The organism is Curtobacterium sp. Leaf154 (assembly GCF_001424595.1).
In the GTDB taxonomy this organism is placed as follows: domain Bacteria; phylum Actinomycetota; class Actinomycetes; order Actinomycetales; family Microbacteriaceae; genus Curtobacterium; species Curtobacterium poinsettiae.
In genome coordinates, this window is the sequence record NZ_LMOS01000003.1 from 282,101 (window position 1) to 308,752 (window position 26,652).

Below are 26,652 nucleotides of genomic sequence, written 5' to 3' on the forward strand. Positions count from 1 at the left end.
CGCGCGACGGTCAGTCGTTGTCGACGCTCTGGCGGATGCGGATGCCCTCGAGCACGTCCTGCGCGCGCTGCTCGTCCTGCTTCTCGATCTGGCGGGTGTCGCGCTCGGGGAGCTGGATGTCCTCCTCTGCACGGATGCCGGCCTGCAGCTCGCGGCCCCGCTCGATCTCGGCGTCGAACTCGGCACCGAAGAGCAGGGCGTTGTTCGTGATCCAGATCCACAGCAGGAACACGATGACCCCACCCAGGGAGCCGTACGTGGCGTTGTAGTTCGAGAAGTTCCCGACGTAGAACCCGAACCCGACGCTCGCGATGACCCAGATGAGGATCGCCAGGATCGACCCGCCGCTGACCCAGCGGAACTTCGGCTGCTTGACGTTCGGCGACCAGTAGTAGAGCACCGCGACGACGATGATCGCGATGACGAGCAGGATCGGCCACTGCACGATGAGGAGCACCGTCGCGGCGACGTCGCCCAGGCCGATGACGTCGCCGAAGCTCCGGGCGAGCGGCCCGCTCACCAGCACGAGCAGGCCGACCACGAGCAGGACGACGGTGGTCACCGTGACGCCCAGCATGGTCGGGCGGAGCTTCCAGATCGGCCGGCCCTCGCGGACGTTGTAGATCCGGTTCATCGAGCGACCGAAGGCGCCGACGTAGCCGGAGGCCGACCAGAGCGCACCGAGCAGACCGACGATGAAGGTCACGGGGGCGGCGGGCGAGCGGACGAGGCCGTTCACCGGGTCCTTGAGCAGGTTCGCGACGTCACCGCCGCCGATGTTGCGGATGACCTGGAGCAGGGTGTCGATGGTCTTCGCCGGGTCCGACACCAGGCCCAGGATCGACACGACCGCCAGCAGCCCGGGGAACAGCGCGAGCACCGAGTAGTACGTCAGGCTCGCGGCCAGGTCGGTGCACTGGTCGCTCGTGAACTCGCGCAGCGTCTTCTTCAGCGTGTAGACGAGCGTCGGCTTCTTCAGGTCGGTGGGGTTGCCGGGCTTCCGGGAGTCGTCCGGGTCCGGCTTCTGCTCTTCGTGCGCCATGGGACTAGCCTCTCGCCTTCACGGCCGCCTTCGACCGCTTGACCGCCTGCTTGCGGTTCTTGTTCGCGCGTCGCTGCACCGCGGCGATGCCGACCTGCTGCTTCACGCGGCCCCGGTGCGCCGGGTCACGCTCGAGGGCTTCCTCGGCGGCCTTCGCCCGTGCCTTGCGACCCTTCCGACCGCCCTGCGACCGCTCCTGCGCCGACGGGGCGTCGCCCCGAGCGCCGAACGGCAGCAGCGCGGTGAAGGCCGAGCTCGCCGGTGGCTGCGCCAGGTGCCCGGCGGGCTTGTTCCGGAGCGCGATGCCGAGGACGATCGCCGCGACACCGGTCAGGCCGGTCAGCCCCATCGCCACCAGGGGCGTGGGGTCGCGGTGCCACCGCTGCTTCGTCTTGGCGACCGCCAGACGGGTGCGGGCGGGCAGGTCCGCGCGCCGCTTCAGCTCCGTCACGGTGTCCGTGATGCGCTCGCGCGTGCGCACGTTGGCGAGTTCGAGCTCGGGCAGACTGTCCTTGGCCATTCCCCATTTCGTACACGTCCCACCCGGGATGCTGCCCAGCAGCCCGCGCCTACCGTGCCGCACATGCTCTTCCGGGACACCGCCGAGGGGATCCACCGCCTCGAGATCGCTCACACCAACACGTACCTCGTCGAGACCGGCGACCGGTTGCTCGTCATCGACGCGGGGTTGCCCGCCGCGTGGCCGCACCTGCAGCTCGCCGTGCACGACCTGGGCTACACGCCCGATCGGGTCGAGGGCCTGCTGCTCACGCACGGGCACTTCGACCACGTCGGAACCGCTGCGCGGATGCACCGCGACTGGGGCACGCCCGTCTTCGTGCACCCGGGCGACCGGCACCTCGCCGCGCACCCGTACTCGTACCGGCCCCAGGCGAACCGCTTCGGGTTCGTGGCGCTGCACCCGGGCGGCCTGCGTCCCCTGGGTCGGATGCTGCTCGCCGGTGCGGCCACGGTCGACGGCATCGCCGACACCGAGCCGCTGGAGAACCGCGCCGACGTGCCGGGCACCCCGTGGATCATCGAGACACCCGGGCACACCGACGGGCACGTGGCCCTGCACTTCGCCGACCGCGACGCCGTGATCGCCGGGGACGCGCTCGTCACCTTCGACCCGTACACCGGCGGGATCGGACCGCGGATCGTCGCACCTGCGGCGACGTCGGACGTCGACACGGCGGTCGCGTCGCTCGAGCTGCTGGCGGACACCGAGGCGAAGCACGTGCTGCCGGGCCACGGGCCAGCCTGGTCGCTCGGCGTGCGGCGCGCCGTCGCGCAGGCGCGGCGGGCGGCGGGCGCCGCCTGACGCGAGACCAGCTCGCGAGTCCACGCGCGCAGCGACACGTCACGGGCGCTCCGACGCGTGGACTGTCGGTGACCGCGAAAGGTCACCGACGCGGTGGAGCGACCGACGACGGCCTGGAGGCGCGGTGCGGGCCCGCCCCGTGCCTCCAGGCCGTCGGTGGGTGCGGTCAGGACGGGACGACGACGTCCTCGGGCAGGCCGGACGCCGCGGAGCGGCCGGCGGCCTCCATCAGCGCGAGGCTCCGCAGGTTGTCGCGCCCACTCGTCTCCGGGGCGGGACCGCCCTGCACCGAGCGGGCGAACGCCTGCAGGCCGCCCTGGCGGTCGGTGTGTGCGAGCACGGGGAGCTCGACCACTTCGGCCTCGTCGTCCTGGGTGCGGCGGACGGTCACCCGGTCGCCGGCAACGGCGTTCGGCTCGCCGTCGCGGCTCGTGAACCAGACTTCGCCGTCCTCACCCTCGATGCTCCACTCGCCGGCCCACGCGGTGCGCGGGCCGCGGCTCAGCCAGCTGCCGCGGTAGTTGACGACCGTGCCGCCGTCGAGCTCGATGATCATCGAGGCGACCGCTTCGTCCTGGTACTTGCTGTAGGCGGGGTAGCTGGCCTTGGCGAAGACGCGGACGGCCTCTTGCCCGGTGATCATCCGGAGCAGGTCGAAGTGGTGGATCGCCATGTCGTTGATCATCGCGTGCGGGAACCGGTAGTGCGGGTACGTCTCGGCGGGCTGGTCGTTGTCCCACTGCCGGAAGTCGACGTTGATCGCGGAGACCTCACCGACGACGTCGGCCTCGAGCATCTCCTGCACGACCCGCGGTGCCGGGTACCAGCGGTAGTTCTGGCTGACCTGCAGCACCAGGCCGAGCTCCTCGGCGCGGCGGACCGCGGTGACGGCCTCGTCGGTGGTGTTCGCGAACGGCTTCTCGACCAGGACGTGCTTGCCGGCCTCGAGCGCCTCGAGCGCGAGCGGCACGTGCGTCACGGCCGGGGCGGTGATGACGACGGCATCGGCCTCGACCGTGGCGAGCGCCTCGGTCAGGGACGCGAACGCGGCGGAGGCCGGGAGCCCGAGGTCGGTCCGCACGGCCTCGAGCGTCGGCGCCGACGGGTCGACGATCCCGACCACCTGCACTTCCGACACCTCTGGGATGGCGGTGCGGGCCCAGTTGCCGCCCCACCCTCCGAGACCGACGTGGATGATCCGGACGCTCATACGTGCACTCCTTCGTGGCTGCCGTCGTGGCTGGTGTCGCACCACGGTCGCCGCGGTGCGTGCGTCCAGTCTGTCAGTGCGTGTAGGCGTACGCGATGAGTGCCATCGTGACGATGAAGCCCGCCAGGTAGTTGATCCAGAGGAACCGCTTCCAGCCGGCGTTCGCGGCCTCGGCGCCCTGGTCGGTGATGTTCCACCACGGCAGCACGTTGAGCGCGTACGGGAGGACCACGATCGCGGCGATCGGCCCGGGGAACGCCGAGAACAGCAGGGCGACGCCGGCGACCAGGTACGCGACGAAGGCCAGCCGCACGGTCGCCCGCGCACCGATGACGGTGGCGACCGAGCCGATGCCGCCGGCCCGGTCGGCCAGGACGTCCTGCACGGCACCGAACGCGTGCGAGGCCACGCCCCACAGGAAGAACGCGATGCACACGGCGACGAGCTCGCCGGTCCAGTGCGGCCCAGCGAGGGCGAGACCGAAGATCGCCGGCGAGACGAAGTGCGTGCTCGACGTGAGCGAGTCGAGGAACGGCTTCTCCTTGAACCGCAGCCCCGGCGCCGAGTACGCGATGACCGCGAAGACGCTGATCGCCAGGACGAGCCACGACCACGGACCGTTGCCGCTGACCGCGCCGAGCACCACGAGCGCGACGAGGAAGGGGACGTTCGTGACGACGACGGCCCACAGCGTGGCACGGTGCACGCTCCTGTCGAGCAGGGCGCCCTCGACGCCGCCCTTCCGCGGGTTGCGCAGGTCGGACTCGTAGTCGAAGACGTCGTTGATGCCGTACATCGCCAGGTTGTAGGGCACCAGGAAGTACACGACACCGACCAGGAACGCCATCAGCGAGAACCCGCCGCCGCCCTCGACGCCGACCCCGCTGCCGAGCAGGTACGCCGCGCCGAACGGGTACGCGGTGTTCACCCAGCTGATCGGCCGCGACGACACGAACAGGGCGCGCAGGGTCGACGGCCTGGAGGCGGTGCTGGCGTTCACTTCGTGTCCTCTGCTGGTGCTGGCTCCGCTGGTGCTGGTGCTGGGGTCGGGTGGGGCGCGGGGCGCGCGCCGGTCCGGTCGAACAGGACCCACAGGCTGGGCAGCAGCACGATGGCGGACATCGCGTAGGCGAGGTCTTCGACCGGGATCGCACCGATCTTCGCACCGCTGATGAGCGAGGGGTCGTAGGCGACGATGCGCAGCGTGACGATGACGTTGTCGAACACCATCGTCATCACCAGCAGCGCGATGCCCGCGATCACGGACGTGAGCACCGCGACCCGGCGGCCCACCGCGGGCAGCCGACCCGCGGCGCGTGCACGGCGCGCGGCGACGACCCCGGCGATGACGCCGACGGCGGCCGTGACGCCGAAGAACGGCAGGGCCAGGAGCGCGTACGCCCCGGCGCCGTTCACGCCTGCCGCCGGTCGGTCGCCCGCTGGACGAGCGGCCGGACGAACCCGACCAGGTCCATCGTCGAGTAGCAGAGCAGCAGCAGGAAGAAGAGCTCCTCGAGCGGGACCTCGGGCGCCAGGAGCACCCCGGTGAGCAGGTTCTGCGGCCCGATGAAGAAGATGCCGGCCGCGACACCGGCGATGTCCCACACCATGAAGAACGCGACCCCGACGACCGTCACGGCCGCCGCCCGCCACGGCGCCCGCCAGAAGAACAACCGGAAGCGGGCGTCCAGCACGGTCATGCCGACCAGGGACACCACCAGGCCGGCGAGGTACAGCCCGGGCATCAGGCGGTCTCGGTCCGGTCCCTCGGGGCCCCGAGGGGTGTCGGCAGCGGCTCGGTGCTCCGGTCGCCGTGGATGCGCTTGAGCAGGACCTCGGCGCTGATCAGGCACATCGGCAGACCGATGCCCGGGATCGTCGAGGCGCCGACGTAGTACAGCCCCTCGACCTTCTTCGACGCGTTCTTCTCGCGGAAGAACGCGCTCTGCTTCAGCGTGTGCGCCGGACCGAGCATCGAGCCGCTCCAGGCGTTCAGGTCGTCGGCGAAGTCGCGGGGCCCGATGGTGCGACGGACCCGGATGCGGTCGCGCAGGTCCGGCACCCCGGCACGCTCGGCCAGCACGTCGATCGCACGGTCGGCGATCTGCTCGACCTGGTAGTCACCGGCGCCGTCGATGCCGCCCTTGCCGATCGACAGGTCGGCGGGCAGGGGCACCAGGATGAACAGGTTGCTGGTGCCGGGCGGGGAGACGCTCGGGTCGGTCTCGGACGGGGCGCAGACGTAGATCGACGCGGGGTCCGGCACGTGCCGGTCGTCCCCGAAGATCGCGCCGAAGTTGGCCTTCCAGTCCGCGGTGAACATCAGGGTGTGGTGCAGCAGCCCCGGCGTCGGACCGTCGATGCCCAGGTACACGAGCACCGCGCTCGGCCCCGGGTCGCGCTTCTTCCAGTGGTCGGCACCGTGGGTGCGGTGCTCCCGCTCGAGCAGCTGCATCTCGGTGTGCTGCAGGTCGGCCGCGCTGACCACGAGGTCCGCGGGGGCCGTGTGCTGCACGCCGTCGCGGTCGCGGTGGACGACACCGGTGGCGACGCCGTCCTCGACGACGATCCGTTCGACCTTCGCGCCGGCGATGATCTTCGCGCCCTCGGCACGGGCGACCCGCTCGACGGCGGAGATCACCTCGGTGATGCCGCCCTTCGGGTAGAGCACGCCGTCGGACAGGTCCAGGTGGCTCATCAGGTGGTACATGCTCGGCGCCGCGTACGGGCTCGTGCCGAGGAACACCGCCGGGTAGCCGAGGATCTGCCACAGGCGGCGATCGCGCACGGCGGTCTCGGCGAAGGTCGAGAGCGGCTCGAGCAGCAGGCGCGCGAGCTTCGGCAGGCGCCGGAGCACGTCGGGTGCCGCGAGCTTCGTGAGGTCCTGGAACGTCGTGTACAGGAACCGGCGGACGGCCATCCGGTAGGTGTCCTCGGCCGACGCCAGGTACTTCCGCATCCGCTCGCCGGCACCGGGCTCGATGGACTCGAACAGCTCGATGTTGGCCTCGGCGTCGGCGCGCAGGTCGATCGGCTCGTCGTGGCCCTCGCTGTAGACGCGGTAGCCGGGGTCGAGCTTCACCAGGTCGAGCTCGGCCTCGGCTGACGTGCCGAGCAGCTGGAAGAAGTGGTCGAACACCTCGGGCATGAGGTACCACGACGGCCCGGTGTCGAACCGGAACCCGTCCTGCTCCCACGAACCGGCACGGCCGCCGAGCTGCGTGCGCTGCTCGAGCACCGTCACCGAGAAGCCGTCGCGGGCGAGCAGCGCAGCGGCCGCCAGGCCGCTGATGCCGCCGCCGATGACGACGGCACGACGTGCCGGCACCTTGCGCCGGGTGGTGGGGGCGACCGTCTTCGGTCGGGAGGCGCGGGGCGGGGTCATGACGAGCCTCCTGGCCGGTGGGTGGTTGCGCGCGACCGGAGCGGTCCGCGTCCGGCGAGGACCTGTGCCGCGAGGCGGACCTTCACCGGGTTGGGGACGCGCACGCGCGTCGTGACGAGACGGCTCGCCGGGGTGCGCGCGAGTCGGTCGTTGAGTTCCTGGAAGAGCGCGTGTGCGAGCCCGACGGCGTTGCGGGCATCGGCCGGCAGCAGGCGGATCGTCCGCGCGGCGTGGTCGAGGTCGGCCTGCACGTCGGCGACCAGGCGGTGCTTCGTGGCCTCGTCGAAGGAACGGATGTCGACGCCCGGGAAGTACGAGCGACCGAGCACCTCGAAGTCGGCGTGCAGGTCACGCAGGAAGTTCACCTTCTGGAACGCCGCACCGAGCGCACGCGCCCCGGCTACGAGCTCGGCCTGGTCGAACGTCGGCTTGCCCGCGCGGTACACGAACGCACGCAGGCACATCAGGCCCACGACCTCGGCCGAGCCGTACACGTACGCGTCGAACGAGGCGTCGTCGTGCTCGGTGCGCTCGAGGTCCATGCGCATCGAGGCGAAGAACGGGGCGGTGAGCTCGGCGCCGAAGCCGGTGGTGCGGGCGGTGCGGGCGAAGGCGTGGACCACCGGGTTCACCGAGAAGCCGAGCGCGATGGCCCGTTCGGTGTCGGCCTCGAGCTCGTCGAGCACGGTCCGGGCGAGCTCGCGGTCGAGCCCGGCCTCGGTCGCGGGGCCGTCGACGACCTCGTCCGCGACGCGGACCAGCGCGTAGACGTTGCGGATGTGCTCGCGCGTGTCGCGGGCGAGCATGCGGCTCGCCAGGCCGAAGGACGTGGAGTACCGGTCGATGACGACACCCGACGCGGCCTCGGCCGTCGCGTCGTAGAGCTGGAGGCGAGCCGGACGGGATCCGGTCGCCGTGGTGGTGCTGTGGGTCACCGGGCGCGCTCCACGAGTTCGGTCACGAGGGCCTCCAGGCGGTCGGCGAGTTCGTACGGCAGCCGGGCGAGTTCGGCCCGGGCGAGTGCGGTGTGGTCAGCGACACGTGCTTCCGCGGCGCCGCGCGCACCGCAGGACACCAGGGTCGCACGGACCTCGTCCGCGCGGGCCTCGGTCAGGTCCGGGTCACCCAGGTACGGCTCGAGGTCGGGCCAGCAGTCGGTGGTCGCCGCGTACGCGATGAGCATGGTGCGCTTGCCCTCGCGCAGGTCGCCGAGCACGGTCTTGCCGGTCATGGTCTCGTCGCCGAACACCCCGAGCAGGTCGTCGACGATCTGGTAGGCGATGCCGATCTCGCGGCCGAAGGCACCGAGGGCGGTGACGATCTCCTCGTCGGCGCCGGCCAGTACCGCACCGGACTGCAGCGGCGCCTCGAACGAGTACACGCTCGTCTTCGCCCGCTCCATCGCCAGGACCTCGTCCACCGTCGGCATCACCCCGAGTGCCAGGTCGACGTCGGTCATCTCGCCGGCGGCGCTGGCGAACACGGCCTCGTCGAACAGCTCGAGCAACCGCTCACGCCGGGTGCCGTCGACGCCCGCGGCCTCGATGAACCGAGGTGCCCCGGCGAGCGCCAGGTCACCGGCGATCACAGCGGCACTCATCCCCCGGTGCTCGGCGGTCGGCAACGGCAGTCCACCCGTCGTCCCGTTGTCACGGAACGACCCGGCGACGTTCGGCTGCCCGCGGCGCGACCAGTCACGGTCGATGACGTCGTCGTGCACCACCAGCGCGGTGTGCAGGAGTTCGTAGGCCGCCGCGACGTTGGCGGCGGCGTGCGCGTCGGTGCCGCCCATGCCGGCGTACGCGGTCATGACCATGCGGGGCCGGAAGCGCTTGCCGCCCATGCTCGCCTTGCGGAGCACGCGCCACAGCTCTTCCGACGGTCGGCCGTAGCGCTCGGCGCGCGCCGACGACACGGCGAAGAAGCGCTCGAGGCAGTCGTCGACGAGCGCGAGGTCGATGTGCGGCACGGTGGTCGCTTCCTCGCTCATTGGCCTAACCTATCGACTCAGATGAACGCTTTCCCTGAATCCGTGGTGCTCCTGTCCGACGACCGTACCCCGATCGGCACGGCGGACAAGTTCACGGTCCACACTGCCCACACGCCCCTGCACCTGGCCTTCTCGTGCCACGTCCGGAACACCGACGGCGACGTCCTGGTGACCCGACGAGCGCTGTCGAAGAAGACCTGGCCGGGGGTGTGGACGAACACCTTCTGCGGTCACCCCGGTCCGGACGAGTCCTTCGAGGACGCGATCGCCCGTCGCGCCGCTCGCGAACTCGGCATCACCATCCGTGACGTCGAGGTCGTGCTGCCGGAGTTCCGGTACCGCGCGGTCGACGCGTCGGGCATCGTGGAGAACGAGGTCTGCCCCGTCTTCCGTGCCGTGACCGACGACACCCCGGCGCCCGCGGACGACGAGGTCGCCGAGTGGGCCTGGCTGTCCGAGGATTCTCTCAGGCAGGCCGTCGCCGGTGCGCCGTTCGCCTGGAGCCCGTGGCTCGGGTGGCAGCTGGCCGAGCTCGAGACCGCTGGGTTGCACGTCACGCGCTGACGCGTGTGCACCTGCGCCTGAGCGACTGCGCGAATGCGCGCCGGCGCTGCGCGGAGCCGGCCGTTGCGGCCTGGCAGGGTGGACAGCGACGCCTGCCAGGCCCCTACCGGGCTGCTCAGGACCAGGCGTTCGACACGCACTTCGCGATCGCGCCCGTCGTGAAGCCAGCCGCCGCGGCGAGACACGGAACGCAGAGCACCATGGTCGCGCAGGCTGCGCCGCACGCGACGCCGAGGACTGCGATCACCGCCCAGCTGATCCCGATGCTGTTGAGGCAGTTGTTCAGTCGCTTCCAGTCGAGGCCGTACGTCCCGACGGACGATGCCTGCTCCGCTTCGGTTCCCTGTGTGAGGTCCACGTTCTTGGTCAGCTGACCGTCCTGCCACATCGCGAAGTGCACCACGGTTGCGGACGTCATCGCGGAGGCCATCTCGGTGATGGTCGTCTCACCGTCCACGGTCACGAACGAGAGCTTCGTCATCTCCGGGACGTCGGTCCCGAGGAGCGGGACCGAGACGACGTCGGCGCCCTCGTAGGTGTAGGCAGTGGCACCAGCCCAGTCAGGTCGCAGTCCTGAGCGTGCGGAGTACCCCGCTTCCCGAGCCGCCGAGACCGCGTTCGAACTCCGGTTGCGCCCTTCGACTCGGAGCTGCGAAGCGAGCTGGACGAGCCGTCCTGTGCCGGAGGGGTCCGTGACCGTCACGGCACTCGACGCGTCGGCTCGTGCCGGCGCCACGACGCCGACGAGCGCGATCGCTGCGGCGGCCGCGGCGACGAACGCCACCCCCGAGAGTGCCAGCGTGCGCTTCTGACGGGGGCGCCTCGGTCGCATCTCACGGATCGACGCTGTGCCGATGCCGGCGGCGCCCAGGAGCCACCACACGACGGCGACATCGCGGAACCCCGGGGCGAACGACAAGGCGACGCACCCGATCGACGCCAGGATGATCCCGATGGTGGGCGACTGCTTCTTGACCATGACACTCCTTCGTGTTGACATCCAGTGTGCTGGATATCAGGACACTAGCGTCCGGTTCGGGGTGCAGCAAGGGTTCTCATGACCGATGTGGAAAGCCGAGATCGAAGTTGTCCGACCTGCGCCGCAGGCGTACGCTCGACGCTCGGCAGCGCTCTGGGCGCCGCCACGACGAGACGAGAAGGGCAGGTGAGGCGCGATGTCGGGTGACCATCCTCGATCGGGCCGGCCGCCCGTGTCGGTCGTCGCGCCCGTTCGCTGACCCTGCCCCGCCCCGGATCGACTCCGGGGTGCCATCGCGCCCGCCTGCTCCCCACCGAAGGAGCACGCACATGGCACTGATCGACAACGCGATCTACGTCCGGGGACGCCGCGTGGAGTCTCCGTCGACCCTGTCGCGCCCGGCTCGTGGTGACCTGACCTGGATCGGGCTGCTCCGGCCCGACCCGCACGAGCTCGAGGCCGTCGCCACCGAGTTCGACCTGCACGAGAACGCCGTCGAGGACGCCCGCAAGGGGCACCAGCGCGCCAAGCTCGAGCGGTACGGCGACACCCTGTTCCTGGTGCTCCGGCCGGCCTGGTTCGACCCGTCCGAGGGCACCGTGGAGTTCGGCGAGGTCCACCTGTTCGTCGGCGACCACTTCGTCGTCAGCGTCCGGCACGCCGCTCGACCCGACCTGGCGGCACTGCGGGCACAGGTCGAGGCGGACCCGGAGTTCCTGGCGAAGGGGTCCGAGGCGGTCACCGCGGCGGTGCTCGACGAGGTCGTCGACGGGTACGGCCCCGTCGTCCAGGTGCTGCAGGAGCAGATCGACGCCATCGAGGACCAGCTGTTCGCCGGGCAGGTCGACCCCGGGGTCTCGAAGCGCATCTACCAGCTGCTCAGCGAGGTCCTGGCGTTCCAGCGCGCGACCACCCCGGTGCCCGCGATGGTGACCGGGCTGCTCCGCGGTGCCGACAAGTACGGCGTGGACGACGACGTACAGCACCGGCTCCGCAACGTGCACGACCACGCGCTCCGCGTCACCGAGCGGGTCGACTCGTTCCGCGCCCTGCTCGAGAACGCCCTGACCCTGCACGCCACCCTGGTGTCGCAGGAGCAGAACGAGGCGATGCGGCGGATGACCAGCGCGAGCCTGGCGCAGGGCGAGGAGAGCCGGCAACTCGCCCGGGCAGCACACCGCCAGGGCGAGGAGGTCAAGAAGATCTCGTCGTGGGCGGCGATCCTGTTCGCGCCCGGCCTGATCGCCGGTGTCTACGGGATGAACTTCGACCACATGCCCGAGCTGCACTGGCACTACGGCTACCCGGTCGCGATCCTCGGCATGCTCCTGCTGATGGGCGTGCTCTGGGCGATCTTCCGCAAGCGCAACTGGCTCTGAGCGGACGGCGGATCGGCGCACAGGTGGCGCCGATCCGCTGGACGTGCATAATGATCTGGCCCGGATGTGAACGTGCACATCGATGTGCCACGACACCCGGGCGGAAACGAGCAGCAATGGCGTCATCGCGGACACAGCAACCGCGTTCGCCCAGCATCCGTGACGTCGCACGGATCGCGGGCGTCTCGCACCAGACCGTCTCGCGGGTGCTGAACAACTCGGACGCGATCCGGGCCGAGACGCGGGACAAGGTCCTGGCGGCCATGGAGCAGCTGCAGTACCGGCCGAACCGGGCCGCGCGCGCCCTGGTGACGAGCCGGACGCACACGATCGGCGTCCTGACGGCCCGTCGCGCCCACTACGGTCCCGCGGTCGCACTGCAGGCGATCGAGGACGCCGCGATGCTGCGCGGCTACTCCGTCACGACGGCGAACATCGCCGAGGCGACCGACGCCGCCGTGCGTGAAGGGCTCGGACACCTGCTCGACCTGGACGTCGAGGGCATCGTCGTCATCGCGCCCCAGCAGCGGGTCTTCGACCTGATCGCCGAGCTCGGAATCCGCACCCCCTACGTCACCATGCGTGCCAGCGTCGGCGAGGACCCGACGGCCCTGTGGGTGGACCAGATGGAGGGGGCCCGGCTCGCGACCGCGCACCTGCTCGACCTGGGGCACGAGTACGTGCGGCACATCGCCGGCCCACAGGACTGGATCGAGGCCGACGCCCGCATGCAGGGGTTCCTGCGCGAGATGTCCGACCGCGACATGGCCGTCGCCCCGCCGATCCTGGGCGACTGGACCGCCGACTTCGGCTACCACGCCGGCCGCGAGCTGCTGCGGTGGCGGGACTGCACCGCGATCTTCTGCTCGAACGACCAGATGGCGCTCGGCGTCATGCACGCGGCGCGCTCGTACGGGCTCGACGTCCCGGGTGACCTGTCCGTGGTCGGCTACGACGACATCCCCGAGGCGAAGCACTTCTGGCCGCCGCTCACCACGGTGCAGGTCGACTTCGCCGAGCTCGGGCGTCGCTGCGTGGACCTGCTGCTGCCGAGTGAGGGCGAGCTCCTCCGCCCGATCGACATCGTCCCGCAGCTGGTCGTGCGCGCTTCGACGAGCGCACCCCGCACGCGCTGACGCGCTCGGGGCCGGCGGCGGAGGAGCACCTGCCGCAAACGGGCATCCCTGGCACGAACTTCCGACCAGGGACGCCCGGAAGCACCAGGGACGCCCGCTCCGACACGGCGAGCGCGGCTCCGGACGCGCCCACGAACCGGACGGGAGGCCCGTGGCGGCGCCGCCACGCGCCTCCCGTCCGCAGCATGCGGATCCACGCAACGAAACGCGTGCTCCGGAGACCCCTGGCCCCAACCCGGGGGACGTTCCCTCCGGATCACGCACGCCGTTACGAAAACGCGACCAATCCGAATTGACAGCCGCACCGAGGCTGTGCGTAAATTGCCTCCGTCCAGCCGATGTGACCGTTCACATGAGCGTCACACCGCGCCGGATCCGGACGCGACAACGAAGTCCACACAGGCCCCCTGTGCTTTCGCTGCCGCAGCAGAACCACCCGAACACACTGCCGCACCGAAGCGGCAGAAGGAGATGCACTGTGGCGTCAACCCCGATCGACACCGGCCTCGAGACCCGGTCGATCACCGCACCCGAGACCATCCTCGAGATGCGCTCGATCACCAAGGAGTTCCCTGGTGTGAAGGCGCTGGCCGACGTCTCCCTCAGCGTCCGCGCCGGCGAGATCCACGCGATCTGCGGCGAGAACGGCGCCGGCAAGTCGACCCTGATGAAGGTCCTGTCGGGCGTCTACCCGTACGGCACCTACAGCGGCGAGATCGTCTACGAGGGCGAGGAAGTCCGCTTCTCGAACATCAAGCAGTCCGAGCAGGCCGGCATCGTCATCATCCACCAGGAGCTGGCGCTCGTCCCGGAGCTCTCGATCACCGAGAACCTGTTCCTGGGCAACGAGCCGAGCCGCGCTGGCGTCATCAACTGGACCGCCGCGCAGCTCCGTGCGCAGGACCTGCTCGCCCGCGTCGGCCTGGCCGACGACCCGGACACGCAGATCAAGAACATCGGTGTCGGCAAGCAGCAGCTCGTCGAGATCGCGAAGGCCCTGCACAAGGACGTCAAGCTGCTGATCCTCGACGAGCCGACCGCCGCGCTCAACGAGAACGACTCGCAGCACCTGCTCGACCTGATCGTCGGGCTGAAGGCCAAGGGCATCGCGAGCATCATCATCAGCCACAAGCTCAACGAGATCGAGCAGATCGCGGACGAGATCACGATCATCCGCGACGGCAAGGCCATCGAGACGCTCAACGTCAAGGCGGACGGCGTCAACGAGGACCGCATCATCCGCGGCATGGTCGGCCGCTCGCTCGAGTCGCGTTTCCCCGACCGCACCCCGAAGATCGGCGAGACCTTCTTCGAGGTCCGCAACTGGACCGTGCAGCACCCGATCGACCCGTCGCGTCTGGTCTGCAAGGCGTCGAACTTCCACGTCCGCAAGGGCGAGATCGTCGGCTTCGCCGGCCTGATGGGCGCCGGACGCACCGAGCTGGCGATGAGCCTGTTCGGTCGCTCCTACGGCACCTGGCTCGACGGCCAGATCATCAAGGACGGCCGCGAGATCAAGGTCACGAACGTCCAGCAGGCGATCGAGAACGGCATCGGCTACGTCTCCGAGGACCGCAAGGCGCTCGGCCTGAACCTGCTCGACACCGTGAAGCGCTCGACGGTCGCCGCCGACCTGCAGAAGATCTCGAAGGCCGGTGTCGTCGACTCGCTCGAGGAGTACTCGGTCGCCGAGAAGTACCGCAAGATGCTCCGCACCAAGGTGCCGAGCGTCGAGGACAACGTCGGCAAGCTCTCTGGTGGCAACCAGCAGAAGGTCGTCCTGTCCAAGTGGATGTTCACCGACCCGGACATCCTGATCCTCGACGAGCCCACCCGCGGCATCGACGTGGGCGCCAAGTTCGAGATCTACGGGATCATCCAGCAGCTCGCGGCCGAGGGGAAGGGCATCATCCTCATCTCGTCCGAGCTGCCCGAACTCCTCGGTCTCTCCGACCGGATCTACACCATCTTCGAGGGCCAGATCACCGCTGACCTCCCGGCCGACCAGGCCGATCCCGAATCGCTCATGCGCAGCATGACCTCCGCGCGGAAGGGCGCCACCGCCTCATGAACAACCTGAAACTGCTCTTCGGCAAGGGCAACTCGATCGGCCAGTACGGCATGATCATCGCCCTCATCGTGCTGCTCGCGTTCTTCGCGGTCACGACCAAGGGGCTCATCCTCGAGCCGACCAACGTCATCAACCTGTTCCTGCAGTACTCCTACATCCTGATCCTGGCGCTCGGCATGGTCATGGTCATCATCGCGGGGCACATCGACCTGTCGGTGGGTTCGGTCGCGGCCGTCGTCGGCATCGTCGTGGCGCAGTCGATGTCCGTGTGGAACTTCCCGGTGTGGGCCGCGATCATCCTGGGCCTGGCCTGCGGTGCCGCGATCGGCGCCTGGCAGGGCTTCTGGGTGGCGTTCGTGAAGGTCCCGGCCTTCATCGTGACGCTGGCCGGTCAGCTCATCTTCCGTGGCGTGAACCAGATCATCGGCAACTCGACGTCCGTCCCCGTGCCGAACGACTTCACCCCGATCGGCGCCGGCTTCCTCGGTGACTTCGGCCCCGACTTCGGCTACAGCAACGGCACCCTGCTCATCGGGCTCGTCACGATCCTCGCGCTCATCATCATCGAGGCCCGTGGCCGTGCCCGCCGCCGGAAGATGCAGGCCGAGGTCCCGCCGCTGTGGGTCTCGATCGTCCGCACCGGCATCCTGGTCGCCGTCACGCTCGTCGCCACGTACCTGTTCGGCGCCGGTCCGGTCGGCACCTCGGTCCCGATCGTCGCGATCATCCTCGGTGTCCTGACCATCGTCTACGGCTTCGTCACGAAGAACACGATCTTCGGTCGCCAGGTCTACGCCGTCGGTGGCAACGCCAACGCCGCGATCCTGTCCGGCGTCTCGGCGAAGAAGGTCAACTTCTTCGTCATGATGAACATGTCGGTCCTCGCCGCGATCGCCGGCATGGTGTTCGTCGCCTACTCCGGCGCCTCGGGCCCCGCGGACGGCACCGGCTGGGAGCTCGACGCGATCGCCGCCGTGTTCGTCGGTGGTGCAGCCGTCGCCGGTGGTGTCGGCACGATCTCCGGCTCGATCATCGGCGGTCTCGTGATGGCGCTGCTGTCGAACGGCCTGCAGCTGATGGGCCTCGAGTCCAACAAGGTGCAGATCATCCGCGGTCTCGTCCTGCTCGTCGCCGTCGCCTTCGACGTCTACTCGAAGTCGCAGGGTCGTCCGTCCCTCATCGGGGGCATGATGCGGCAGTTCCAGCGGAAGGACACCGAGGAGAACACGGTGGCCGCCCAGCAGCCGCGGTCGATCGACGATCAGCCCGACAAGCCGACCCTCCCCTAGTCCCAAACTCCCCACACTGGGGCCTCGGCCCCACACCTCCTCAACGAAGAGAAAGCACTCACATGCGCAAGAAGATCGTCGCCGGCCTCAGCCTGGCGCTCATCGCGGGCCTCGCCCTCAGCGGTTGCTCGGCACGCGGCTCGTCCGACGACGCCGGCAGCAGCAGCACCATCAAGAAGGGCGACCTCATCGGTGTCGCCCTGCCGGCCAAGACCTCGCAGAACTGGGTCCTCGCGGGCGCAGCGTTCAAGAAGTCGATCGAGGACGCCGGCTTCAAGGCCGACATCCAGTACGCGAAGGCAGATGGACCGGTTCCGGACCAGCAGGGCCAGATCGCGACCATGATCACCAAGGGCGCCAAGGCCGTCATCATCGGTGCCGCCGACGGTTCGCAGCTGACGGCACAGGTCAAGTCGGCCAAGGCTTCGGGCGCCGTCGTCATCGCCTGGGACCGCAACATCCTGAACACGAAGAACGTCGACTACTACGTGGCGTTCAACAACTTCAAGGTCGGCCAGCTCCAGGCCGAGGCGCTGCTCAAGGGCCTCGAGGAGAAGAAGGGCGACAAGCCGTACAACGTCGAGCTCTTCGCCGGTTCGCCGGACGACGCCAACGCCACCGTGTTCTTCAACGGTGCGATGGACGTCCTCCAGCCGAAGATCGACGACGGCACGATCAAGGTCGTCTCCGGTCAGACCACGTTCCAGAAGGTCGTCACGCAGGGCTGGCTCGCGCAGAAGGCCCAGTCGCGCATGACCGACCTGCTCGCGCAGTACTACACGGGTGACACCGAGCTCGACGGCGTCCTGTCGCCGAACGACACCCTCGCCCGTGCGATCCTCACCGCGACCAAGGCCGCCGGCAAGGACAACCCCGTCGTGACCGGTCAGGACTCCGAGACCGCGTCGATCCCGCTCATCATGCAGGGCACGCAGTACTCGACGATCTTCAAGGACACCACGAAGGAAGCCCAGGCTGCCGTCGACCTCGTCTCCACCCTGTCGAAGGGCGACAAGCCCGACACCAAGATGGACAAGACGAACAACTACAACGGTGTGAAGACGGTCCCCGCGATCGAGCTCGCACCGGTCCTCGTCACCAAGGACAACGCCGTCGAGGCCTACAAGGGCAACGACACCCTCGAGGAGCTCGCCAAGAAGGGCTGATCTCCCCAGCACCACGGACGGCCCCGTCTCGCCTCGGCGAGACGGGGCCGTCCTGCTCCGTCCGGGGGCCGACCACACGGCGGCCGGGAGGCGCGGCGCCGGTGGCGATCCGTGCCTCCAGTCCGGTGGGTGGTCCGTGGACGCGAGACGCCGGCGTCCCGGCAAGACGCCGCGGAATCCGGCGGCGTCTCACGGCACATGACGGCGTCGGCGCAAGACGCCGGCGTCTCGCGCTGCACCTGCTGTCAGGGCTGGGCGGCGCGCAGCCGCCTCGCGGCGTCGGCGAGGTGCGGGACATCCGTCCGCGCGGTGCCGACCACCAGTGCACGGGTGGTGTCGAAGTACCGGCGTGTGAGCCGTTCCCCCAGGTCGGACACCCGCGACCAGGGGATGCCGGGCTCGCTCGCGGTGACCCAGGCGGGGAGCGTCCGCACCGCCTCACCGATCTCGACCAGTCGCATCCGCACGGCATCGTGCACCAGGTCCTCGGGCAAGCGGCGGTCGTCGACGTAGCGCCGGATCGCGGCACAGGCGCCGATGACGTCATCGAGTCGGTCGCGGACGTCGCGACGGGTGGTCGGCCCATGGCTCACAGGGGCACCGCGGCCCGGACGACCTCGCCGCTCATGCCCGCCGCGTCGACGACGTCGACGCGGACACCGAGGAGCCGCTCGGCGGCGTCCTGGATCCGCATGAGCGCGAAGATGCCGAGCCCCGGGTCGAGGTCGATCATCAGGTCGACGTCGCTGCCCGGGCCGTCCTCGCCCCTGGCGACGCTGCCGAAGAGCCGCGGACGGTGACCGCCGAACTGTTCGACGATCGCGATGAGGTCCTGCCGAGCGACGGTGACACGGTCACGCAGGGGCGGTGGTTCCTCGACGGGCTGCAGGTCGATGCTCGTCGTGAAGCCCGCGGCGCGGAGCATCCGCTGCAGCGCCGCGAGGGACGGTTCGCGCCGACCGTTCTCGTACGTGCTGATGACGCTCTGTGTGACGCCGGCACGTCGGGCGAGCTGGACCTGGGTCAGTTCGGCCCGCTCGCGGGCGTCGCGGATGAGCACGGCGGCGGACAGCGGCGTCGCAGGCCGAGGAGGTTCAGCGGACATGCTGCAACGATACACAGCATGCGACATTTCGTCCGCCGGTGTGATCGACGGGGGGCGCGAGGGACGGTACGGACCAGCGCGGGTCAGCGCGGGTCGGAGACGTCCGCGCGGTGGAAGTTCTGCGACGAGCGGGACGCGGTCGGGCCGCGCTGGCCCTGGTAGCGGGACTGGTACTCGGCCGAGCCGTAGGGCTTCTCGGCCGGGCTCGACAGCTGGAAGAAGCAGAGCTGGCCGATCTTCATCCCCGGCCACAGCTTGATCGGCAGCGTCGCCACGTTCGACAGCTCGAGCGTCACGTGCCCCGAGAACCCGGGGTCGATGAAGCCCGCGGTCGAGTGGGTCAGGAGTCCGAGCCGGCCGAGCGAGCTCTTGCCCTCGAGCCGCGCGGCGATGTCGTCGGGCAGCGTGACGACCTCGAACGTGGAACCGAGGACGAACTCGCCGGGGTGCAGCACGAACGCCTCGTCCGGGTCGGTCTCGACCAGGCGGGTCAGGTCGGGCTGGTCCACGGCGGGGTCGATGTGCGGGTACTTGTGGTTGTCGAACAACCGGAAGAACTTGTCGAGCCGGACGTCGATGCTCGACGGCTGCACGAGCGAGGCGTCGTACGGGTCGAGGCCGATCCGGCCTTCGGCGAGCTGGGCGGTGATGTCGCGGTCGGAGAGCAGCACGGACGAATCCTAGCGGCAGCGCACGTCCCGCCGGTATGCTGCCAGGCTGCCCACCACCCGGGCGGGCGGCGTTCGGAGCAGTGATGACCACGTACACCGTCGACGAGATCACGGTCCCCGCCTCGATGGACGACGACCCGGCGGTCGTCTCGGTGTTCCGCGAGTGGGTCGACGTGCAGAACCGGGCCGAGGTCGCGACCACGCACCTGCCCGAGCTGCTCTGGACCCCCGAGGAACAGCTGCCCTACCTGATCGACCCGGATGCCCCCAGCCGACTGTTCCTGGTCCGCGACCACGAGGGGACCGCGGTCGGAGCCGGTTCGTACGACTCGAAGGCGACTGCGGACGCCCCGAACTGCTGGATCGCGGTCAGCGTCGCACCCGAGCACCGAGGTCGCGGCGTGGGCACGCTCCTGGCCGAGCACCTGGAGGACGTCGCCCGGGGTCAGGGACGCACGCAGTGGAAGGCCTACGCAGTCTCACGGCAGGTCGGCCCGGCGTCCGGCCCCGGGTACCGACAGTCGCCCACCGGGTTCGGGGCCGTGCCGGAGGACGAGGCAGCGGTCCGGTTCCTGACCCGTCGAGGCTGGCGGCTCGGACAGGTCGACCGGATCAGCCGTCTCGCGCTCCCGGCCGCCGAGGCCGCGGTGGCCGACGTCCGTGCGGCTGCGGACGCCGCGTCGGGTGACCACTACCGCGTGCACACCTGGACAGGACCGACACCCGATCGGTGGCAGTCGGACCTCGCACTCCTGCTGACCCGGATGAGCACCGACGCCCCGTCGGGCGACATGACGGAGCCCGAGGACGCCTGGACCCTCGAGCGGCTCCGGACGCACGAGCAGCACCTCGAGGAGGGACCCCGGACGATGCGCACCGTCGTGGTCGAGGACACGTCGACCGGGTCACTCGTCGGGTTCACCCAGCTCGCCGTACCCGGTCCCCGCACCCAGCCGGTGATGCAGGGCGACACCCTGGTGGTCCGGGAACACCGCGGGCACCGGCTCGGCTGGCTCCTGAAGGCGGTCGGGATCGAGATGGTCCAACAGGAACATCCTGGGCACCCCTCGATCATCACGTTCAACGCGGAGGAGAACCGCCACATGCTCGACGTGAACGAGGCCGTGGGGTTCGTCGGCGTCGGTTGCGAGGGCGTCTGGGAACGGCGGGTCTGAGCGCGCATCCGAGGGGCCGGTTGCCAGCCGACACGCCTACCATTGGACGGTCATGACCGTCACGTCACCCGAAACCCAGCCCACCGGGTCAGCACCGGACGCCGCCCCCACCACCGGGCGCTCGTCCACCGTCGCGACGGTCCTGGTCATCGCGATCCCCCTGGCCGTCGCGTGCTCGCTCCTCGGGCTGACGATCACCGGCGCCTTCAGCACGAGTCAGCAGCTGGTGTCCGCCGGCGAGCTCGTCGAGTACGGCCTGCCGATCGCCCGCGTCGTGCACGACACGATGGCGGCGCTCACGATCGGGCTCCTCATCGTCGCCGCCTTCGCTCTTCCCGCGCAGAAGAAGGACCACGGCGCGCTGTCCAGCGTGCAGCACCGGGCCACCCGGTGGGCCGCAGCGACCGGCGCCGTCTGGTTCCTCGCCGCGGCGGTGAGCATCGTCCTCACCGGCGCGAACACGCTGGGCGTCCCGCTCACCAGCCCGGTGTTCGCGCGCAACTTCATGCTCTTCGCGTTCCAGGTCGAGATCGGTCAGGCCCTCGTCGTGTCCGCGGCCGCGATCCTCATCGCCACGGTGGTGGCCGCCTTCGCCACCCGGGTGACGACCCTGGCGTTCGCCACCGTCATCGGCTTGTTCGCCCTGCTCCCCCTGGCGCTGTCCGGCCACGCCGCCGGGTCGCTCGAGCACGCGAACGCGGTGAACTCGCTCGCGATCCACCTGGTCGGGGTGTGCGTGTGGGCCGGTGGCCTGGTCGCCGTGGTCCTGCTCCGCACGCGCACCAAGGGTGCGACGGGCCGGGTCATCGCCCGGTACTCGACGCTCGCCGGCTGGTCCTTCGGCGCCGTGGCGTTCTCCGGCATCGTGAACGCGTCGCTCCGGCTGACCGGTCCGCTCGACCTGCTCACGACGACCTACGGCTGGCTCATCACGGTCAAGGCGGTCATCCTCGTCCTGCTCGGCGTCGCCGGTGTCGTGCAGCGCCGGAAGCTCGTGCCCGGACTCCTCCGTGCGCCGCTCGACCGTCGCCTGTTCACCCGGTTCGCCCTGGCCGAGATCGTGTTCATGGCCGTGGCCATCGGCGTCTCGGTCGCCGTGTCCCGGTCGCAGCCGCCGATCCCGCAGACCCCGGCGACGGGCGAGGACACCCGCTCTGGTCTGATCGGCTTCCCGTTCCCGCCGACGCAGACCGCGCAGACCTACCTGACGCAGTGGCACATCGACTGGGTCTGGCTCGGCCTGGCCGTCGTCGGAGCCGTCTGGTACCTGCTGGCGGTCCGCAAGCTCCGGAAGCGCGGTGACTCCTGGCCCGTCGGCCGCACCATCGCCTGGCTGATCGGCTGCGCCCTGTTCATCTGGACCACGTCGGCCGGCCCCGCGGTCTACGGCATGATCCACTTCTCGTCGCACATGCTCCAGCACATGCTGCTGATGATGTTCGTGCCGCTGCCGCTCGTGCTCGGCGGCCCGGTGCTGCTCGCGCTCCGCACGCTGCCGGTCCGCAACGACGGCTCCCGCGGCGCCCGCGAGTGGCTCATGCTCTTCGTGCACTCCCGCTGGATGCAGTTCCTCGGCAAGCCCGCCGTCGCCGGGATCATCTTCGCCGGGTCCCTCGTGGTGTTCTACTTCACCCCGGCGTACCAGGCCGCGATGCAGTCGCACGAGTGGCACGTCGCGATGATCGTCCACTTCGTCCTGAGCGGGTACCTGTTCTTCTGGGTGTTCGTCGGTGTCGACCCGGGCCCGAAGCGTCCGCCGTACCCGATGCTCATCATCACGCTCCTGGCCACCCTGGCGTTCCACGCGTTCTTCGGTGTCGCGGTCATGACGTCGCAGTCGGTGTTCGCGATCGACTGGTTCCACGCGCTCGGACAGACGAACGACGCCGGACTGCTCGACGACCAGCACACCGGCGGCGGCATCGCCTGGGGTGCGTCGGAGCTCCCGATGGTGTTCGTGGCCCTGCTCGTGGTCCGCAACTGGATGCGCTCGGACAAGCGCGACGCGAAGCGCCTCGACCGCAAGGCCGAGCGCGACGGCGACGCCGACCTCAAGGCCTACAACGAGCGCCTGGCGGCGATGAGCAAGCGGGACTGAGCCGCCGCACCGATCACCCGGGGGTGCCGCGGGCGCTCAGTCCCCGTGGACGATGCAGACCGCGTCGAGGTTCATGGCGGCCTCGAGCGCGGCCGAGATCCCCGATTCCCCGTCGGGGCCGGCTGGGGTGACCGTGTCGACCCACCACAGCGGCGTCGCCAGGGTCGGCGCGTCCGGCAGGATCCGCTCCACCTCGTCGAAGGAGTCCACGCGCCGCACGCCCAGCACGGTGATCACCGGGTGGGTGGCGTCACGGCAGACCTGGACCATCGGGCCGTCGTCGAGTGCGCGGACGCCCCAGGTCTCGTCGTGCAGCAGGAGCGCCTCGGCGACCTCGCGCGGCTCGACCGGCTGCCGGCACAGGATCGTGACGTCACGCGGCACCCTGGCCGCCCACCATCCGGTCGTCGCGGACGTGGCCGTCGAGTGTGCCCTCGTCGTGGGCGGGGTCGAGCGGCGCACCGCCGACCAGCTGCAGGAAGCGGTCCTCGTCGATGCGGTCGAGGAACGACTCGAGCGCTTCCCAGCCGTCCTCGAAGCGGACGATCATGCCGCCGTCGGTGTCGGCGTCCGGGCGACCGGACGAGCCGGTTCCGGCGGCGAACGTCGCGGTCGTGGTGCGCGGCGGCGGCCAGACACCGTCACGGTCCAGGAAGCCGGCGGCCTCGGGCCCGACGACGACGGCGAGCGGCGACGGTTCTCCGTGCGAGACGGCACGGACCAGGTGGTCGGCGTCACCGCGGCGCTGCATGACGACGCCGAAGACGGGGACGACCTGGTCGGCGACCCGCTGCACGGCGTCGAACATGCGGTTCGCCAGGCCCGGGTCGGTGTTCTCCTCGGGCACGGTGAGCACGGCGGACATCGTCTCCACGACGACCCCGCCGACCAGGTGCGCGGTCATCGTCGCCGAGAAGCCCTCGCCGACGGCGTACGAGGTCGAGATGCCGGGTGCCTCGTGCTTCGCGTACTGCGTCACGACCCAGCGGTCCCACGGCACGGTGAGCGGTTCTGCGGTGCCCCACCGGGTCGGGCAGGTGCCGACGGTGTGGCACAGGGCCTCGATCGCCGAGCCCATGTCGACCGCGCGGCCAGGATGGTGCCGGAGGGTCAGGTCGATGCTGATCTGACGGACCGAGTCGGCCGAGACCGGGTGCTCGGGCGACGGTGTGCCCACGAGTTCGGGGCCGCGGTGCACGAAGTCCTCGATGTCCGAGGCAGCGACACCGGTCCGGCCGTCACGCAGCGTCCCGTCGAAGTCGGACACGGCCCACGCGGCACCGTACGCGCCGAGTGCGTGCCGGAGCGCCGGGGTGATCGCCGCAGACCGTCCGGTGCGGAGCACGACCGTCCGCCCGGCGTCCGCCGACCGGCGGAGCAACGAGGCGAGCGCGTCGGTCAGCCACACGACGGGCGAGGCCGACTCGACCACGATCGCCGGGCCGACCACGTCGTCGATGAGGGGATGCCTGACCATCCGGGTCCTCCTCGGTTCGGGGCTGGAACTCCCTGGACGGTACACACGGGTCCGACACCTGTCCGTCGAGTCGGCACCCTCACAGCGGAGACTCGGGAGGCACGACACGCGCCCGGCAGACGGCGTACGGTGCGCGGTCGGCTGGCTTCCAGGCGAGAATCCGCTAGGCTTGCCGAGTCCCGTTCTGCGGGGCGCGCGAGTGTAGTTCAATGGTAGAACTCCAGCTTCCCAAGCTGGTAGCGCGGGTTCGATTCCCGTCACTCGCTCCAACTACGATCAAGCCGTGGAGTCCAAGCCGGCATCGGTCCTCAAGGCCATCAGGGCCGAGATCATCAGCGGCTCGCTCGCACGTGGCTCGAGACTCAAGGAAGACGTGCTCGCGGAGCGTTTCGGCGTCTCCCGGGTCCCTGTCCGCGAAGCCCTCCGACAGCTGGAGACCGAGGGCTTCGTCGTCGCCGAGAAGTTCAAGGGCGTCCGGGTCGCGGATTCCTCAACCGAGGTCGTCATCGAATTGATGCAGATCCGGCGCGGGCTCGAGGTCCTGGCCGCCGAGCTCGCGGCCGACCGGACGGGCGGCGACTGCGCGGCCCTGCTCCGGGCAGTCGGCCACGAGGGCCGCTCCGACCAGGAGGTCGAGGCCCAGTCGCCCCGGTTCGCATTCCACGGCCTGGTGGCCCGAGCGTCCGGGAACACCCGACTCGAGACGATGATCGAACAGCTGATCCACCAGACCGCCTGGGCCTTCGAGCGCGTGACGCGTGAAGAGGTCGCCGCGAGCAGCGGGGACCACGCCGCCGTCGCGAACGCGATCCTGCGGGGAGCATCGGTTCAGGCAGGGCTGCTGATGGACGAGCACCTGCGTCGCGACGAAGCGATCTACCGCGAACTCAGCGCGTAGAACGTATACGACCGCAGTTCGCGCGCAGTCGGCGACTTCGACCGCATGTCTGATCCGGTGCGGTTGGAGCCGGATGCGTCACGAAACGTCTCGAAGTCGAAACCAGCCCGAAACAGCTTTTCGTATACAAAAGAGTGACCGCACGGTGCACCGCTCACTCTTCCCCGCTGGAGTTACGAATGTCTGCTGTAACGCGCTCCACCGCACCAACACGCACCACCACCGACCAGCCTTCCGGAGGCGTCGGCTCCGCACTCGACTCGATCGGGTTCACACGAGCCCAGTTCTGGGTCCTCATGCTCATCCTCGCCGGTGAGTTCTTCGACACCCTCGAGCAGAACTCCGTCGGCGCGATGGCCACCAACATCAAGGCCTCCCTCGCGATCGGCGACGTCCAGCTCTCCACCATCAACACCGCGACCGTCGTCGGCGGGTTGGTCGGCAGGCTCCTCGCCGGTTGGCTCGCCGACCGCTACGGCCGCCGGTTCTCGCTCGGCCTGAACCTGCTCGTCTACACGCTGGGCGGCCTGCTGAGCGCTGTCTCCCCGAACTTCGAGATGCTGCTGGTCAGCCGCTTCATCGTCGGCATCGGCGTCGGCGGTGAGTTCATGATCGGCATCGCGATGCTGTCCGAGATGGTCGCGACCCGGTACCGGGGCGGACTCATCGCCACGATCAACGTCGGTGCAGGCGGCATCGGGAACTTCATCTCCTACGGCCTCTTCCTGCTCCTCCTCGGCCCGTTGGCCGTCCCGCTCGGTGGCGACGACCACGTCTGGCGCTGGAGCTTCGTGATCCTGGCGCTCCCCGCGCTGTTCGTCGTCCTGTACCGGCGCAAGTTGCCCGAGACGCCGCGCTGGCTCCTCTCGAAGGGGCGGATCGACGACGCGAACCGCTCGCTCGCGGTCCTCGCCTCGAACACCTTGACGCCGCCCGCGGACGCCGTCGGCCCCGTCCGGCTCAGCCCCGCAGATCTCCCGCCGGTGTCCTTGCACGCCTCACCCGCAGCGGTGTTCCACCGGCTGGTCCTGCGCCGGACGATCGCCATCGGGGTCGCGTCGTGGATGGCCTTCGGGGTGCAGGTCACGCTGAACTTCCTCATGCCCACGCTGCTCGTCGAACGCGGGTACTCCGTCTCGCAGAGCCTGCTGTACACGATGATCATGAACGTCGGCTCGCTCCTCGGGTGCACCGCCGCCGCCCTGCTCGCGAACCGCATCGGGCGTCGACCGTTGGTCGCCACCGCGGGGGTCCTGGGCTGTCTGACCGCACTGGCGTTCGCAGCGTTCGGGAACGACACCGGCGCGATCCTCGCCCTCGGCGCACTGTTCCAGTTCTTCACGATGCTGACGAACACCACACTCGCAGCCTGGACCGCCGAGGTCTACCCCACGGCGATCCGAGCGTCCGGCGCCTCGATCGTGAACGGGATCGGCAACATCGCCGGCGCCGTGATGCCCTTCGCCGCGATCGCGCTCTACGGTGCCTGGGCCTTCGCCGGTGTCTTCGGACTCGCGGCAGCCATGTACGCGGTGCTCGTGATCGCGTCGCGGTTCGCCCCCGAGACGCGCGGTCGTTCCCTCGAGGACGTGAACGAGAACGTCCTCACCGCCAGGTCCACCTGAACCACTCGATCCACCCGATCCACCCACACGATCCAGCGGCGTGCCGCGCAACGCCCGGCACGCCGCAC

26 protein-coding genes and 1 tRNA gene are annotated in these 26,652 nt (G+C 69.9%); 12 read left to right on the forward strand and 15 right to left on the reverse strand.

The window, feature by feature from the left end; translation table 11 throughout:
- Positions 1-10 precede the first annotated feature (10 nt).
- Together ASF75_RS05980 and ASF75_RS05985 are read right to left on the reverse strand one after the other, a co-directional pair.
- Positions 11-1,042: a YihY/virulence factor BrkB family protein gene (locus tag ASF75_RS05980; RefSeq protein WP_056069624.1), complete on the reverse strand. Its 1,032-nt coding sequence runs from the start codon at positions 1,040-1,042 to the stop codon at positions 11-13.
- Positions 1,043-1,046: 4 nt separating this feature from the next.
- Positions 1,047-1,562, reverse strand: a complete 516-nt coding sequence (locus ASF75_RS05985) for a hypothetical protein (RefSeq protein WP_056069626.1) — start codon at positions 1,560-1,562, stop codon at positions 1,047-1,049.
- A 63-nt stretch (positions 1,563-1,625) separates the two neighbouring features.
- Here ASF75_RS05985 and ASF75_RS05990 point away from each other — a divergent pair, with 63 nt between their 5' ends.
- On the forward strand, positions 1,626-2,366 hold the full coding sequence (locus tag ASF75_RS05990) for an MBL fold metallo-hydrolase (RefSeq protein WP_042538661.1): 741 nt from the start codon (positions 1,626-1,628) through the stop codon (positions 2,364-2,366).
- Positions 2,367-2,532: 166 nt separating this feature from the next.
- Here the strand turns inward: ASF75_RS05990 and ASF75_RS05995 are convergent, their stop codons facing one another.
- From ASF75_RS05995 to ASF75_RS06025, 7 genes are all read right to left on the reverse strand, one after another.
- Positions 2,533-3,576 (reverse strand): Gfo/Idh/MocA family protein, encoded by a 1,044-nt coding sequence (locus tag ASF75_RS05995; protein WP_017886415.1) that lies wholly within the window; start codon positions 3,574-3,576, stop codon positions 2,533-2,535.
- Between the two features lie 73 nt (positions 3,577-3,649).
- The gene (locus ASF75_RS06000; protein ID WP_056069630.1) at positions 3,650-4,576 is read right to left on the reverse strand and encodes a prenyltransferase; all 927 of its coding nucleotides are present in this window, start codon (positions 4,574-4,576) and stop codon (positions 3,650-3,652) included.
- Positions 4,573-4,992 carry a lycopene cyclase domain-containing protein gene (locus ASF75_RS06005; protein WP_017886417.1) on the reverse strand — a complete coding sequence of 140 codons (420 nt, stop codon included), beginning with the start codon at positions 4,990-4,992 and terminating at the stop codon, positions 4,573-4,575. Before ASF75_RS06005 ends, ASF75_RS06000 begins: the two co-directional genes overlap by 4 nt.
- Complete coding sequence (locus tag ASF75_RS06010; protein WP_017886418.1) at positions 4,989-5,321, reverse strand: lycopene cyclase domain-containing protein; 333 nt, start codon at positions 5,319-5,321, stop codon at positions 4,989-4,991. The genes ASF75_RS06005 and ASF75_RS06010 overlap by 4 nt, the downstream gene beginning before the upstream one ends.
- Positions 5,321-6,961, reverse strand: coding sequence for a phytoene desaturase family protein (gene crtI / locus ASF75_RS06015; protein WP_082509494.1), 1,641 nt, complete (start codon positions 6,959-6,961; stop codon positions 5,321-5,323). Before crtI ends, ASF75_RS06010 begins: the two co-directional genes overlap by 1 nt.
- The gene (locus ASF75_RS06020) at positions 6,958-7,896 is read right to left on the reverse strand and encodes a phytoene/squalene synthase family protein (RefSeq protein ID WP_017886420.1); all 939 of its coding nucleotides are present in this window, start codon (positions 7,894-7,896) and stop codon (positions 6,958-6,960) included. The genes crtI and ASF75_RS06020 overlap by 4 nt, the downstream gene beginning before the upstream one ends.
- Positions 7,893-8,951, reverse strand: a complete 1,059-nt coding sequence (locus tag ASF75_RS06025) for a polyprenyl synthetase family protein (protein ID WP_017886421.1) — start codon at positions 8,949-8,951, stop codon at positions 7,893-7,895. Before ASF75_RS06025 ends, ASF75_RS06020 begins: the two co-directional genes overlap by 4 nt.
- Positions 8,952-8,972: 21 nt before the next feature.
- Here ASF75_RS06025 and idi point away from each other — a divergent pair, with 21 nt between their 5' ends.
- Positions 8,973-9,515, forward strand: coding sequence for an isopentenyl-diphosphate Delta-isomerase (idi, locus tag ASF75_RS06030; protein ID WP_056069633.1), 543 nt, complete (start codon positions 8,973-8,975; stop codon positions 9,513-9,515).
- Between the two features lie 115 nt (positions 9,516-9,630).
- On the opposite strand, the gene ASF75_RS06035 is transcribed toward idi, so the two are convergent.
- On the reverse strand, positions 9,631-10,494 hold the full coding sequence (locus ASF75_RS06035) for a hypothetical protein (protein WP_056069636.1): 864 nt from the start codon (positions 10,492-10,494) through the stop codon (positions 9,631-9,633).
- A 329-nt stretch (positions 10,495-10,823) separates the two neighbouring features.
- On the opposite strand from ASF75_RS06035, the gene ASF75_RS06040 reads away from it, so the two are divergent.
- From ASF75_RS06040 to ASF75_RS06060, 5 genes are all read left to right on the forward strand, one after another.
- A complete protein-coding gene (locus tag ASF75_RS06040) occupies positions 10,824-11,873 on the forward strand; it encodes a magnesium and cobalt transport protein CorA (RefSeq protein WP_056069638.1) in 1,050 nt (349 codons plus the stop codon).
- Between the two features lie 116 nt (positions 11,874-11,989).
- On the forward strand, positions 11,990-13,009 hold the full coding sequence (locus ASF75_RS06045) for a LacI family DNA-binding transcriptional regulator (RefSeq protein WP_017886425.1): 1,020 nt from the start codon (positions 11,990-11,992) through the stop codon (positions 13,007-13,009).
- 547 nt (positions 13,010-13,556) lie between these two features.
- On the forward strand, positions 13,557-15,080 hold the full coding sequence (gene mmsA, locus ASF75_RS06050) for a multiple monosaccharide ABC transporter ATP-binding protein (protein ID WP_042538695.1): 1,524 nt from the start codon (positions 13,557-13,559) through the stop codon (positions 15,078-15,080).
- Positions 15,077-16,369 carry a multiple monosaccharide ABC transporter permease gene (gene mmsB / locus ASF75_RS06055; RefSeq protein ID WP_056069640.1) on the forward strand — a complete coding sequence of 431 codons (1,293 nt, stop codon included), beginning with the start codon at positions 15,077-15,079 and terminating at the stop codon, positions 16,367-16,369. Before mmsA ends, mmsB begins: the two co-directional genes overlap by 4 nt.
- A 62-nt stretch (positions 16,370-16,431) precedes the next feature.
- On the forward strand, positions 16,432-17,535 hold the full coding sequence (locus tag ASF75_RS06060) for a sugar-binding protein (RefSeq protein WP_056069643.1): 1,104 nt from the start codon (positions 16,432-16,434) through the stop codon (positions 17,533-17,535).
- A gap of 245 nt (positions 17,536-17,780) precedes the next feature.
- Here ASF75_RS06060 and ASF75_RS06065 read toward each other — a convergent pair whose 3' ends face one another.
- The 3 genes from ASF75_RS06065 to dcd form a co-directional block, all read right to left on the reverse strand.
- On the reverse strand, positions 17,781-18,128 hold the full coding sequence (locus tag ASF75_RS06065; protein WP_056069646.1) for a DUF86 domain-containing protein: 348 nt from the start codon (positions 18,126-18,128) through the stop codon (positions 17,781-17,783).
- The gene (locus tag ASF75_RS06070) at positions 18,125-18,640 is read right to left on the reverse strand and encodes a helix-turn-helix domain-containing protein (protein WP_056069649.1); all 516 of its coding nucleotides are present in this window, start codon (positions 18,638-18,640) and stop codon (positions 18,125-18,127) included. Before ASF75_RS06070 ends, ASF75_RS06065 begins: the two co-directional genes overlap by 4 nt.
- 83 nt (positions 18,641-18,723) lie before the next feature.
- Entirely contained in the window at positions 18,724-19,311 is a 588-nt protein-coding gene (dcd, locus tag ASF75_RS06075) for a dCTP deaminase (protein ID WP_056069652.1), read from the reverse strand.
- 83 nt (positions 19,312-19,394) lie between these two features.
- Between dcd and ASF75_RS06080 the strand changes: the two genes are divergently transcribed.
- A complete protein-coding gene (locus ASF75_RS06080) occupies positions 19,395-20,486 on the forward strand; it encodes a GNAT family N-acetyltransferase (protein WP_056069655.1) in 1,092 nt (363 codons plus the stop codon).
- Positions 20,487-20,538: 52 nt separating this feature from the next.
- The gene (locus tag ASF75_RS06085; RefSeq protein WP_056069656.1) at positions 20,539-22,584 is read left to right on the forward strand and encodes a cytochrome c oxidase assembly protein; all 2,046 of its coding nucleotides are present in this window, start codon (positions 20,539-20,541) and stop codon (positions 22,582-22,584) included.
- Between the two features lie 36 nt (positions 22,585-22,620).
- Here ASF75_RS06085 and ASF75_RS06090 read toward each other — a convergent pair whose 3' ends face one another.
- Complete coding sequence (locus ASF75_RS06090; RefSeq protein WP_056069659.1) at positions 22,621-22,968, reverse strand: hypothetical protein; 348 nt, start codon at positions 22,966-22,968, stop codon at positions 22,621-22,623.
- Positions 22,958-24,061 carry a DUF6177 family protein gene (locus ASF75_RS06095; protein ID WP_017886435.1) on the reverse strand — a complete coding sequence of 368 codons (1,104 nt, stop codon included), beginning with the start codon at positions 24,059-24,061 and terminating at the stop codon, positions 22,958-22,960. The genes ASF75_RS06090 and ASF75_RS06095 overlap by 11 nt, the downstream gene beginning before the upstream one ends.
- A gap of 195 nt (positions 24,062-24,256) precedes the next feature.
- Here ASF75_RS06095 and ASF75_RS06100 point away from each other — a divergent pair.
- From ASF75_RS06100 to ASF75_RS06110, 3 genes are all read left to right on the forward strand, one after another.
- Positions 24,257-24,330: transfer RNA gene (locus ASF75_RS06100), tRNA-Gly, on the forward strand.
- A gap of 14 nt (positions 24,331-24,344) precedes the next feature.
- Positions 24,345-24,959 carry a GntR family transcriptional regulator gene (locus tag ASF75_RS06105; RefSeq protein ID WP_052481746.1) on the forward strand — a complete coding sequence of 205 codons (615 nt, stop codon included), beginning with the start codon at positions 24,345-24,347 and terminating at the stop codon, positions 24,957-24,959.
- A gap of 179 nt (positions 24,960-25,138) precedes the next feature.
- Positions 25,139-26,584: an MFS transporter gene (locus tag ASF75_RS06110; RefSeq protein WP_228499459.1), complete on the forward strand. Its 1,446-nt coding sequence runs from the start codon at positions 25,139-25,141 to the stop codon at positions 26,582-26,584.
- Positions 26,585-26,652: the final 68 nt, after the last annotated feature.